Raw genomic sequence first — 12,164 nt, 5'->3', positions numbered from 1 at the left:
GCCGGACCTCGGCATACGCGCTCTGTGTTGCAAGACCGACACAAAGTACGGGTCGGGGTGCGGCACTCTCGGCGGCCCTGCGTAGGGTTTTGGTCAACCGCGGACTCTGCGGCAACAGGGGACAGTTCGAGAGGGGAATCAGCGCGTGACCGTCAACATGACCAAGGGTCAGGCCATCAGTCTGCAGAAGAACGACGGAGGCAGCCTGACCGCGGTCCGTATGGGTCTCGGCTGGCAGGCGGCTCCGCGGCGCGGCCTGTTCGGCTCGCGCACCCGGGAGATCGACCTGGACGCCTCCGCCGTCCTGTTCGCCGACAAGCAGCCGGTCGACGTCGTCTTCTTCCGCCACCTGGTGAGCGACGACGGCTCCGTGCGCCACACCGGTGACAACCTCGTCGGCGGTGTCGGCCAGGGCGGCGACGACGAGGCGATCCTCGTCGACCTGGCGCGCATCCCGGTCCACATCGACCAGATCGTCTTCACCGTGAACTCCTTCACCGGCCAGACGTTCCAGGAGGTGCAGAACGCGTTCTGCCGCCTGGTCGACGAGACCAACGGCCAGGAGCTCGCCCGCTACACGCTGGCGGGCGGCGGCGCCTACACGGCCCAGATCATGGCGAAGGTGCACCGCTCGGGCCCGGGCTGGACGATGACGGCCCTCGGCACCCCGGCCAACGGCCGCACCTTCCAGGACCTGATGCCGGCGATCCTGCCGCACCTGTAGAGCCACCGCGCCAGGGCCTGCCGCAAAGACAGGCCCTGGCGGCACACGACACGACACACCAGCGACACAGGGGGACGAGGGCGATGACGGCCGAGCTGGTGCGGGGGCAGAACCACCCGCTCTCCCAGTCCCGTCTCGAGATCCGGGTTGCGGCCGGCACGCCGATCGTGGCCTCGGCCACGCTCAGCGACGAGAACGGCAAGGCCCGCGGCGTCGAATGGGTGGCCCACCCGGGCGCGCCCACCCTGCCCGGGCTCGAGGTCTCCAAGCAGGCGGCCGCCGACCACCGTCTCGCGGTGGACCTGGACGCCATGCCGGAGGCCGTGCACCGGGTCAATGTGCTGCTCGCCCTGCCCACGGCGGGCGGCGGAGGCCCGATCCGCTTCGGCACGGTCACCGCCCCCTTCGTCGCGGTCACCGGCCTCGACGGCACCGAGGTCGCCAGCTACACGATCACCGGCCTGGACGCCGAGTGTGCCGTCGTCGCCCTGGAGCTCTACCGCCGACAGGGCGCCTGGAAGGTGCGTGCCGTCGGCCAGGGCTACGCGGGCGGCCTCGCCGAGCTCCTCGCCGACCAGGGCCTGCCCGAGGCCCACCGCCTCGCGGGCACCATCCACGAGGCAGTGGCGCAGGGCCTGGCCCGCTCGGTGCCTGCACCCCCGCAGCGCAGCGCGGACGGGGACCGCACACGCCAGGCCGCCGCACCGGCGCACGGGCCCGACCAGGGCGTCCCCGCGGCACCCCAGGGCGCCCCCGGTCCCGTACCCCCTCAGCCCACATCTCCGTATGGACCAGAGAGCACCCAGCCCGGATACCCGGCGGATCCTTCCGCGGTCACACAGCCGTCCTCGCCCACCGCCGGAGGCCCGGTCAACTACAGCCATCCGGGCCGGCAGGCCGCCGCGCCGCCACCGCCCCCGCCGACCGCGCCCCCGGCCCCGCCCGGACGGCCCGCGCCGCCGGTCGCGGGCGACGCGACCGGCTGGTCCATGGACGAGCGGTTGTACAACCAGGTCTGGGGCATGTTCGAAGACCTGGCCCGCACCACGGCCGCCTACCGCAGCGCCGTCGACTTCGCCGACTCGCGCATGGAGAAGGAGCTCGACCAGGCCCTTTCCGACCCGCGCAACAGAATCGGCGGACAGGGCGATGCCGCGCGGGAAGGGGCCCGCGCCAAGCACGCGCAGCTCGTCGACCAGGCCAGGGCGGCCCTCGACCGGGACCTCGCCCAGCTCGCCGCCGAGGCCGAGGTCGTCGAGCCCGCGCTGCCGCCCGCGTTCGCGCGCTGGGACAACCCCGTCTGGCACGGCTACCGGGTGCCGATGGAGATCCCCATGGCCCTGCGCCTGGGCGACCTCTCCCTGCCCGAGAGCGAGCTGCTGCGCATCCCGATGCTGGTCCGCCTGCCGCTCGAACGCGGCCTGTGGATCGACAGCGGACGTCCCGCATCACTCGACGACCCCTCCGCAAACGCCCATGAGCCGGGGCGCCTTGCGATGGACACCGCGGTGGCGCTCGCGGCACGTCTGCTTGCCGTCTATCCGGCGGGCGAGTTCAGCGTGTATGTCATCGACCCGGCCGGCTCCGCAGCCCAGGCGCTCGCACCGCTGGTGCACAGCGGCGTGCTGGCGAGCCCACCCGCCCTGGGCGCGGCGGGCGTGACGGACGTCCTGACCCGACTCACCCAGCGCGTCGACCTGGTGCAGATGGCGGTGCGCGGCGGTGCGGCCGACTCGCTCCCGCCCGGCCTGGACACCGCCGAGCAGCTCCTGATCGTCAACGACTTCCCGCACGGCTTCGACGACCGGGCGGTGACCCAGCTGCGCTACCTCGCGGACGAGGGCCCGGCCGTGGGCGTCCACCTGATGATGGTCGCGGACCGCAAGGAGGCCGCCGGCTACGGGCCCCTTCTCGACCCCCTGTGGCATTCGCTGCTGCGCCTCACCGCGCTGCCCGACGACCATCTCGCCGACCCGTGGGTCGGCCATGCCTGGACCTACGAGCCGGCCCTGGTGCCGCCCGGCAGCCAGGTGCTCCAGCAGGTGCTCACCCAGGTGGCAGCGGCTCGCACCAAGTACCGGTAAAGGTGCCCTGAGCAGGCTCTTTGACCTCTCCTTTGCTAATTGCTTTACCTTCCCTTGGTGATTGGGGTACTGTAGTCCTCACGGAGGGGAGTACTCCCTGTCGACTGCGGCGTACCCGTCAATACGGATCAGAACTGATCCCGGGGCGTCGGCCCACCCTGGGTGGAAGAGACCTCCGGCAGCGCGACGACGCTGGTCATCTGCCGTTACGTATTGCCGGAGGCGCAGTGGATGTTTCCCCGACCCTGTGGGTCCTGACCATCGTGGGCCTTGCCGCCCTGATCGCGGTCGACTTCTTCATCGGCCGCAAGCCGCACGACGTCTCGATCAAGGAAGCCGGGATCTGGACGGTCGTCTGGATCGCCCTGGCCGGGCTCTTCGGACTCGGTCTGCTCCTCTTCGGCGGCGGCCAGGCCGGCGGCGAGTTCTTCGCGGGCTTCATCACCGAGAAGTCCCTGAGCGTCGACAACCTCTTCGTCTTCGTCCTGATCATGGCGAAGTTCGCGGTGCCCTCCCAGTACCAGCAGCGGGTGCTGCTCGTCGGCGTCCTCATAGCCCTGGTCCTGCGGGCGATCTTCATCGCCGCCGGTGCGGCGATCCTCGCCAGCTTCGCGTGGGTCTTCTACCTCTTCGGCGCCTTCCTCATCTGGACCGCCTGGAAGCTCATCCAGGAGGCCCGGGCCGATGAGGAGGACGAGGAGTTCGAGGAGAACAAGCTGCTCAAGGCCGCCGAGCGCCGTTTCGGCGTCGCCGACCGCTACCACGGCACCAAGCTGTGGATCCAGCAGAACGGCAAGCGGGTCATGACGCCGATGCTGGTCGTGATGCTCGCGATCGGCACCACCGACGTCCTGTTCGCGCTCGACTCGATCCCCGCGATCTTCGGCCTGACCCAGGACCCGTACATCGTCTTCACCGCCAACGCCTTCGCGCTGATGGGCCTGAGGCAGCTGTACTTCCTGATCGGCGGCCTGCTGAAGAAGCTGGTCCACCTCAGCTACGGCCTGTCGATCATCCTCGGCTTCATCGGCGTCAAGCTGGTGCTGCACGCGCTGCACGAGTCCGGCGTCCACGTCCCGGAGATCTCCATCCCGGTCTCCCTCGGCGTGATCTGCTCGGTCCTGATCGTCACCACCATCACCAGCCTGAGGGCGACAAAGAAGCAGGCGGCGGCCGAGGCGGCGCAGGCGCAGAGCGAAGGCGCTGCGAAGGACAGCATCCAGGCCTGACTGCGACGGACGTAGAAACAACCACCACCGGGAGCGGTGCGCGGCGAATTGCCGACCACCGCTCCCGGTGCTTGCTTGTTTCCTGAGCGCGTTCCCCGGCCAGGGAGCGCCCTGGCCGCGTGGAGGTACCCATGAAGTTCGTACAGATCATCACCTTCGAGACCGAGCGTCTGGAGGAGATGCAGCAGTTGGTGCAGGAGGCGAGGGAGCGCAACGCCGGCCGGGCGGGCGGCCCCACGCACAGCATGCTCCTCAAAGACCGGGACAATCCCCGCCGCTATCTGGCGCTGATCGAATTCGAGTCCTACGAGGACGCGATGCGGAACAGCAACGACCCCGAGACGACCAAGATGGCGGAGCAGATGGGCGCACTGAGCATTGGCGAGCGCACGTTCACCAACTGCGACCTGCTGGAAATGAGCGAGCTCAAATAGCCGCGCACCCCCCGAAGGGGCCCCGCTCCGCCCGGGTGCGGGGCCCGTACGCCTCTGCCACGATCGCTGCATGATCGCTCGGCTCAGGTCGCTCACGACACAGTGGACGTCCGTCGTGCCGGTGCTCGCGATCGTCCTGCTGGCCTTCACCTGGGGGCGTGATCTGCCCGCCGCGGTTGTCGCCGTGGTCACCCTCGTCCTCGCCGGCGCCGTCCTCGCCGCCGTGCACCATGCCGAGGTGGTCGCCCACCGGGTCGGCGAACCCTTCGGCTCGCTCGTGCTCGCCGTCGCCGTCACGGTCATCGAGGTCGCCCTGATCGTCACCCTGATGGCAGACGGCGGCGGCAAGAGCTCGACCCTGGCCAGGGACACGGTCTTCGCGGCGGTGATGATCACCTGCAACGGCATTGTCGGCCTCTGTCTGCTGGTCGCCTCCGTGCGTCACGGCACCGCGGTCTTCAACCCCGAAGGCACCGGCGCCGCGCTCGCCACCGTCGCCACCCTGGCCACGCTCAGCCTGGTGCTGCCGACGTTCACCACCAGCAAGCCGGGCCCGGAGTTCTCGGGCGTACAGCTCACCTTCGCCGCGATCTCCTCGCTGATCCTTTACGGCCTGTTCGTCGCGACCCAGACCGTGCGGCACCGCGACTACTTCCTGCCCATCAGCCGCCAGGGCGGGGTGATCACCGCCGACGACCACGCGGACACCCCGACCGTCCGCACCGCGTGGATGAGCCTGGCCCTGCTCGGTCTCGCGCTGATCGGCGTGGTCGGACTGGCCAAGGGTGTGTCGCCCACCATCGAGTCCGCAGTGGAGGCCGCCGGACTGCACCACGCGGTCGTCGGCGTGATCATCGCCCTGCTGGTGCTGCTCCCCGAGACCATCGCGGCCCTGCGCTCCGCCCGCCGCGACCGGGTGCAGACCAGCCTGAACCTGGCCCTCGGCTCCGCCATGGCCAGCATCGGCCTGACCATCCCCGCCGTCGCCCTGGCATCCATCTGGCTCTCCGGCCCGCTCGTCCTCGGCCTCGGCTCCACGCACATGGTGCTGCTCGCCCTGACCGTGGTGGTGAGCTCCTTGACCGTGGTGCCTGGCCGGGCCACGCCGTTGCAGGGCGGGGTCCATCTGGTGCTGTTCGCGGCGTACTTGGAGCTCGCCGTCAATCCATGACCGGCTCCGCAACGGCCACCGCCACCGGCCGCGTCTCCGGCAGCAGCGCGAAGCACCCCAGGCTCAGCAGCGCGATCCCCGTCAGATAGGCCCCCACGCCCCACGGGACCCGGCCGCCGTGCCCGGCCAGCGCCGTCGCCGCGATCGGCGTGAGCGCGCCACCGAGTACCCCGCCGAGGTTGTAGCCGACAGCCGCTCCCGTGCAGCGCACCCGCGGCTCGTACAGCTCGGGCAGATACGCGGCGATCACCCCGAACATCGTGACGAACGCGAGCAGCGCCCCCAGGAAGCCGGCGAACATCAGCAGCGGCTCACCGGTCGCGAGGAGGTAGACCGTCGGAAACATCCAAGCAGTGGCAGCGGTGCACCCGGCCAGGCACATCGGCCGCCGCCCGTAGCGGTCCCCGAGCAGCGCGGCCGGCGGGGTGAGCGCGCCCATCACCACCACCGCGGCCATGATGCAGGTCAACATGACCGTACGGCTGACCCCGAGCCGCTCCGTCGCGTACGCGAGGGACCAGGTCGTCACGGTGTAGAAGATCGCGTACCCGACGGAGAGCGCCCCGGCCGTCAGCAGGACGAGCCGCCAGTGGCCGCGCACGACCTCCGCGAACGGCACGCGCGCGTGGTTGTCGATCTCCAGGAAGCTGGGGCTCTCGGCGAGCGACGACCGCAGCCACAGCCCCGCCGCGGCCAGCACACCCGCCGCCCAGAACGGCACCCGCCATCCCCACTGGGCGAACTGCGCGTCGGACAGCGTCGCCGACAGCGCCAGCACCACACCATTGGCGAGCAGGAACCCCAGGGCCGGCCCGACCTGCGGGAAGCTCGACCACAGGGCACGCCGTTCGGCGGGCGCGTGCTCGGCGGTGAGCAGCACGGCCCCGCCCCACTCCCCGCCCAGCCCCAGCCCCTGCAGAAAACGCAGCACCAGGAGCAGCGCGGGGGCGGCCACACCGATCGACTCGTACGTCGGCACACAGCCGACTGCGACCGTGGCAGCGCCGGTCAGCAGCAGCGAACCGACCAGGACCGGCCGGCGTCCGCGCCGGTCCCCGATGTGCCCGAACAGCACCGAGCCCAGCGGCCGCGCCACGAACCCCACGCCGAACGTGACGAAGGCGGCCAGCATCCCCGCCACCGGTGAGAACGCCGGGAAGAACAGCGGCCCCAGGACCAGCGCCGCAGCGGTCCCGTAGACGAAGAAGTCGTAGAACTCGATGGCCGTCCCGGCGAGCGAGGCGGCCGCGAGCCGCAGCATGGAGGGTCTCATTACGGTGCGTACGTCGTGCATGCCGCGTCAACTACCCACGGTGACAGCGGGTTACGGGGGCGCACAGGCGTGATCGGGCCTCGCCGGTACGGGACGGTGATGCGCCGGGCGGGCCGTCGGGAGTGCGGGCCGTCCCGCCGCGAACGCACCGTGATAAACCGGGTGCGAACAGCGGTCCTCGACGGATCGCCGCAAACCACCGGACCGGAGGAACCGTGCCCCGCACCCTGGCCAACGCCCCGATCATGATCCTCAACGGGCCCAACCTGAACCTGCTCGGCCAGCGCCAGCCGGAGATCTACGGCAAGGACACCCTCGCCGACGTCGAGGCCCTGTGCGCCAAGGCGGCCGCCGCGCACGGCGGCACGGTGGACTTCCGGCAGTCCAACCACGAGGGCGAGTTGGTCGACTGGATCCACGAGGCGCGGCTGAACCACTGCGGGATCGTCATCAACCCCGGCGCGTACTCCCACACGTCAGTTGCGATTCTGGACGCTCTCAACACCTGTGACGGACTGCCCGTGTTGGAGGTGCACATCTCCAACATTCACCAGCGCGAGTCGTTCCGGCACCACTCGTACGTCTCCCTGCGCGCCGACGGCGTCATCGCCGGGTGCGGAGTGCAGGGATACGTGTTCGGCGTGGAGCGAGTCGCGGCGCTGGTGGGGGCCGCTCAGGGCGACGCGTAAGCCCCGGTCACCAGGCGCACGAGTCTTACAGCCGGCCCGCCTCCACGATCCGCCGCAGGAACCGCTGCGTGCGTTCCTGCTGCGGGTCGCCGAAGACCTGCTCGGCGGTTCCGCGCTCCAGGACCACCCCCGAGTCCAGAAAACAAACCTGGTCGGCGACGTCCCGGGCGAAGCCCATCTCGTGCGTGGCAAGCACCATCGTCATGCCGTCGTCCTTCAGGTCCCGCACGACGGTGAGGACCTCGCCGACGAGCTCGGGGTCGAGGGCGGCGGTGATCTCGTCGAGCAGCAGCAGCCGCGGCCGTACGGCCAGGGCGCGCACGATCGCCACCCGCTGCTGCTGACCGCCGCTCAGCCGGTCCGGGTACTCGCTCGCCTTGCCGCCCAGCCCGAGCCGCTCCAGCAGCTCCCGGGCACGCTCCCCGGCCTCCGCACGGGAGGCGCCGTGCACCCGCCGCGGGGCAAGGGTGATGTTGTCCAGGACCGTCATGTGCGGGAACAGGTTGTAGGCCTGGAAGACCACGCCGATACGGCGGCGAACCGCGTCCTGGTCGGCGCGCGGATCGGTGATCTCCTCGCCGTCCAACCAGATCGCCCCGTCGTCGATCTCCTCCAGGAGGTTCGCGCACCGCAGCAGCGTCGACTTGCCCGAGCCGGAGGCGCCGATCAATGCGGTCACCGTGTGCGGCGCGACCTCCAGGTCGACATCGCGCAGGACGACCGAGTCGCCGAAGGTCTTGCGCACGGACTCCATGCGCAGCACGGGCGCGTCGCTCATATCGATCCTCCCTGGGCCCGCCGGCGGTCCATCCGTGCCGTCACCCAGTCCGTGAACCGGGTCATCGGGATGGTCAGCGCCACGAAGACCAGGCCCGCGACGATGTACGGCGTGTAGTTGAGGCTGCGCCCCACGATGATGTCCGCGGCCCGTACGGCGTCGATCGCGCCGCCGATCGAGACGAGCCCGGTGTCCTTCTGCAGCGACACCAGGTCGTTCAGCAGGGGTGGCACCTGGCGGCGTACGGCCTGCGGCAGGACGACGTAACGCAGGGCCTGCCGGTTGGTGAGGCCGAGCGAGCGGGCCGCGGCGCGCTGCGAGGGGTGCACAGATTCGATGCCGGCACGGAACACCTCGGCCACGTACGCCGAATACGTCAGCGTGAGCGCCGTACCGCCGAGGAGCACCGGGTCCACGGTCACGCCCTGCAGCCGCAGCGCGGGAACACCCAGGACCACGATCATCAGGTTGATGATCAGCGGCAACCCGCGGAAGAAGTCGGTGTAGGCGGCCGCCAGCGCCCTCAGCGGGAAGAACACCGGACCGCGCAGGGTACGCGCGACGGCGATCAGCATGCCGAGGACCAGCACCGCCGCGCCGCAGATCAGCAGCAGCCGGACGTTGAGCCAGAGCCCTTCGAGGACCTTGGGGAACGCCTCGCGCGCGTACTGCCCGTTGAAGAACGTCTCCTCGGTACGCGGCCAGCCGGGCGCGTTGACGACGATCAGGTAGAGGACGACGCCCGTGACGAGGGTCGACAGTGCGGCGATCGCCGTCGCGCGGCGGGCACGCGCGCGCTTGAAGGCTTCACGCTCGATGCGCCGCTGCGACGGGACGTAGCCGTCGCCCCCGCCGGGCATGTCACCCTTGTCGTCCGCGTCCTCCCGGCCGGACTTTTCCTTGGCGACGGTCACTTGAGCACCGGGGCGTCGACGGCGTCCGAGAGCCACTGCTTCTCGATCTTCGCCAGTGTGCCGTCCTTGCGAAGGGCGTCGACGGCGCCCGTCACGCACGAGGTGAGGGCGCTGCCCTTGTCGAGTACGAGCCCGAACTGCTCCGGCGTACCGCCCTGGTTCTCGAACTGCCCGACGATCCTGGCGTCGGTCACCTCGGCCGCGGTGATGTAGAAGGCGGTCGGCAGATCGGTGACGATGGCGTCGACCTGGCCGTTCTTCAGCGCGGACTTGGCCTGGTCGTTCTTGGCGTAGACCGCGGCCTCCTGCTTCGGCTTCACCACGTCGTCGATGTAGTCGAGGCTGGTGGTGCCGACCTGGGCGCCCAGCTTGAGGCCCTTGAGATCCGCGATGCTCGTCGCCTTCGCGGCCTTGGAGCCCTTCAGCGCGATCACGGCCTGGCGCACGTCGTAGTAGCCGGAGGAGAAGTCCACGGCCTTCTTGCGCTCGTTGCTGATCGACACCTGGTTGATGTCGAAGTCGAAGGTCTTCACGCCGGGCGCGAAGGCCTTGTTGAAGGGCACGCTCTGCCAGACGACGGCGCTCTTGTCGTAGCCGAGCTGCTGCGCCACCGCATAGGCGACCGCCGACTCGAAGCCCTTGCCGTTGGCAGGCTTGCCGTCCTTGAACCACGGCTCGTACGCGGGCTCGTCCGTGGCGATGGTCAGCTTGCCGGACGTCTTGGTGGCCAACTTGCCCTTGGCGCAGGTCTTCGAGGCCGAACCTGACGGTGTGGCTGCCGCCTTGTCCTCCGGCTGCGGAGCGCAGCCGACAGCGGTGGCGAGTAGGCCTATGGTTGCCGCGGCGACGGCGCGGCGCAGTGCGCGAGGGGCAAGGTGCATGGCGGGAGAGTGGCAGTCCAGCATCCCGTTTGTCGAGGTCACGACGGGAATTGTCCGCATAGTGGGAACGCGTGTTGCGACCTTGTGAACACTTCCTGAGAGAACGCCGGGGCCGCCGGTCGAGGGCGGGGATCGAAAGACCGGCGGCCCATACCGCGCAGGAGCCGTCATCCTGTGCGGGGCTGCTTCCAGTTGACTGCGCAACCAGGTGCGCGGGGAGCGCGCGCAGGACTTCGGCTCGTGTGAATGGTTCACACGGGGCACGTGAGCCAAGTCGGCCCGGGCGTACAGGGAGTTCACGCCGGAGCGAGCGCCGAAAGCACGGGGCGCGGCCTTCGCGTCACACGTGTGTGCGCCGCCGGGATGTGACGCATCAGCCGCTCTGTGCGCTGTAGGGCATGACTCCCATGGGTCAGGGCCCGTCCTCTCGAGGCGGCAAGCGGGCCGACGCGTACAGGGGCGGCCAGGTCGTGGAACCTGACCGCCCCTGTGTGCCGTTCGGCGTTCTCACCACCCGCGCGCGTGCCACTCCGGCAGATGCGGCCGCTCCGCGCCCAGGGTCGTGTCGTTGCCGTGTCCGGGGTAGACCCAGGTCTCGTCCGGCAGCACGTCGAAGATCTTCGTCTCGACGTCGTGGATCAGACTGGCGAACGCCTTCGGATCCTTACGGGTGTTGCCGACACCGCCGGGGAAGAGGCAGTCCCCCGTGAAGACATGGGGGTGCCCGTGCGGGTCGTCGTAGACGAGGGCGATCGAGCCCGGGGTGTGCCCGACCAGGTGGCGCGCGGTGAGCTCCACGTGCCCCACCCGGATGGTGTCGCCGTCGTCGACGAGGACGTCGGTCGGCACCGGGATGCCCACGGCGTCCTCCCGGCCCGCGTACGTGCGGGCGCCGGTGGCCGTGACGACCTGGGCGAGCGCCTGCCAGTGGTCGCCGTGCTGATGGGTGGTGACGACGGAGGCGATGCCGTCGTCACCGATCATGCCGAGCAGCGTGTCCGCGTCGTTGGCCGCGTCGATCAGCAACTGCTCATCGGTGGCCCGGCAGCGCAGCAGATAGGCGTTGTTGTCCATCGGGCCGACCGCGATCTTGGTGATCATCAGGTCCTTCAGCTCGTGCACATCCGCCGGGCCGCCGACCGTCACCTGTCCGCTGTACGTCATGGCGGCAGCCTATAGCGGGGGAGCGTGCCAGGGTCCCCCGCCATGGGCCGCGCGGTCACAACGGGGGAAGCGCCGGCAGCGGGCCGCCCTGCACGGTGAGTCCGGAGCCGTCGCGGCGTCCGGCCAGCCAGCCGAGCAGCTCGGGCGCCGAGCCCGAGACGGTGACCTCCGGCTGCGTCGCCTCCCGGCCCGTCCGCCACGCGCGCGTGCCGTCCGTCAGCCGGGTGGGGGGCACATCGGGGTGCCCGGAAAAGCGCGCGGCCAGGAAAGCGATCTCCCGCTCCGAGAACTCCGCCGGCAGATCCTCCAGCTCGTACCCGATGCCGAGATCCACGTGGTGCAGCTCCACCTCGACCCACCGGCGGAACGGCACCCTGGACGCCGAGTCGGTGACCCCGTTGCGCAGCTCCACCGTGCGCGACCAGTCCGCCGGCGCCGCTCCCGTCTCCTGGAAGCGGGCCGCGCTGTCGCGCAGGTCGGCGAGCTGGACGTCGAGGGGGCGCGGGGCGTCCCGCTCGATGTCGGCGTCGCGGGCCTCCCCGGACTGATACATGGGACGGCCCTCGAGGACGTTCACGAGCGCGTCCGCGTTGCGGGCGAGGTGGGCGAGGACGTGGCCACGGGTCCAGCCGGGGAGCCGTGACGGCTCGGCCACCGACGCGTTGTCCAGTTTGGCGGCTGCGGTGAGCAGCCGGTCCGTTGCGTCACGTACGGACGCCAGGTCATGACCGTGATCAACCATGCTGCTGACCCTAGCTCCGCCACACCTTTGGGTGAAGGTGGTGAAGCCGTGCCGTAAATCGAATGCGCGTGCTATATGGTC

General features: G+C 70.2%; 12 protein-coding genes. 6 read left to right on the top strand and 6 right to left on the bottom strand.

What is annotated here, in order from left to right; translation table 11 throughout:
- The first annotated feature begins 145 nt into the window (after window positions 1-145).
- From EDD92_RS12825 to EDD92_RS12805, 5 genes are all read left to right on the top strand, one after another.
- Window positions 146-724, top strand: coding sequence for a TerD family protein (locus EDD92_RS12825; protein WP_030933261.1), 579 nt, complete (start codon window positions 146-148; stop codon window positions 722-724).
- A gap of 83 nt (window positions 725-807) precedes the next feature.
- On the top strand, window positions 808-2,808 hold the full coding sequence (locus EDD92_RS12820) for a TerD family protein (RefSeq protein WP_123964419.1): 2,001 nt from the start codon (window positions 808-810) through the stop codon (window positions 2,806-2,808).
- Window positions 2,809-3,035: 227 nt separating this feature from the next.
- Window positions 3,036-4,037 carry a TerC/Alx family metal homeostasis membrane protein gene (locus tag EDD92_RS12815; RefSeq protein ID WP_123964418.1) on the top strand — a complete coding sequence of 334 codons (1,002 nt, stop codon included), beginning with the start codon at window positions 3,036-3,038 and terminating at the stop codon, window positions 4,035-4,037.
- A 131-nt stretch (window positions 4,038-4,168) separates the two neighbouring features.
- Window positions 4,169-4,471, top strand: a complete 303-nt coding sequence (locus EDD92_RS12810; RefSeq protein WP_123964417.1) for a hypothetical protein — start codon at window positions 4,169-4,171, stop codon at window positions 4,469-4,471.
- Between the two features lie 70 nt (window positions 4,472-4,541).
- On the top strand, window positions 4,542-5,642 hold the full coding sequence (locus EDD92_RS12805) for a calcium:proton antiporter (protein WP_123964416.1): 1,101 nt from the start codon (window positions 4,542-4,544) through the stop codon (window positions 5,640-5,642).
- Here EDD92_RS12805 and EDD92_RS12800 read toward each other — a convergent pair.
- Window positions 5,632-6,903 carry an MFS transporter gene (locus tag EDD92_RS12800; protein ID WP_123964415.1) on the bottom strand — a complete coding sequence of 424 codons (1,272 nt, stop codon included), beginning with the start codon at window positions 6,901-6,903 and terminating at the stop codon, window positions 5,632-5,634. The genes EDD92_RS12805 and EDD92_RS12800 overlap by 11 nt on opposite strands.
- Before the next feature lie 227 nt (window positions 6,904-7,130).
- Between EDD92_RS12800 and aroQ the strand changes: the two genes are divergently transcribed.
- Window positions 7,131-7,604, top strand: a complete 474-nt coding sequence (aroQ, locus tag EDD92_RS12795) for a type II 3-dehydroquinate dehydratase (RefSeq protein ID WP_123964414.1) — start codon at window positions 7,131-7,133, stop codon at window positions 7,602-7,604.
- 25 nt (window positions 7,605-7,629) lie between these two features.
- On the opposite strand, the gene EDD92_RS12790 is transcribed toward aroQ, so the two are convergent.
- The 5 genes from EDD92_RS12790 to EDD92_RS12770 form a co-directional block, all read right to left on the bottom strand.
- Entirely contained in the window at window positions 7,630-8,382 is a 753-nt protein-coding gene (locus EDD92_RS12790; RefSeq protein WP_185123999.1) for an amino acid ABC transporter ATP-binding protein, read from the bottom strand.
- The gene (locus EDD92_RS12785; RefSeq protein ID WP_123964412.1) at window positions 8,379-9,296 is read right to left on the bottom strand and encodes an amino acid ABC transporter permease; all 918 of its coding nucleotides are present in this window, start codon (window positions 9,294-9,296) and stop codon (window positions 8,379-8,381) included. The genes EDD92_RS12790 and EDD92_RS12785 overlap by 4 nt, the downstream gene beginning before the upstream one ends.
- Window positions 9,293-10,177, bottom strand: coding sequence for an ABC transporter substrate-binding protein (locus EDD92_RS12780; RefSeq protein ID WP_123970371.1), 885 nt, complete (start codon window positions 10,175-10,177; stop codon window positions 9,293-9,295). Before EDD92_RS12780 ends, EDD92_RS12785 begins: the two co-directional genes overlap by 4 nt.
- A gap of 507 nt (window positions 10,178-10,684) precedes the next feature.
- Complete coding sequence (locus EDD92_RS12775; RefSeq protein WP_123964411.1) at window positions 10,685-11,341, bottom strand: MBL fold metallo-hydrolase; 657 nt, start codon at window positions 11,339-11,341, stop codon at window positions 10,685-10,687.
- A 55-nt stretch (window positions 11,342-11,396) separates the two neighbouring features.
- Window positions 11,397-12,083: a maleylpyruvate isomerase family mycothiol-dependent enzyme gene (locus EDD92_RS12770; RefSeq protein WP_123964410.1), complete on the bottom strand. Its 687-nt coding sequence runs from the start codon at window positions 12,081-12,083 to the stop codon at window positions 11,397-11,399.
- Between the last annotated feature and the right edge of the window lie 81 nt (window positions 12,084-12,164).

The organism is Streptomyces sp. TLI_185, from assembly GCF_003814765.1.
GTDB lineage: Bacteria > Actinomycetota > Actinomycetes > Streptomycetales > Streptomycetaceae > Streptomyces.
Note: the sequence above shows the minus strand (reverse complement) of the source record. Positions and strands in the feature narration are given on the sequence as shown.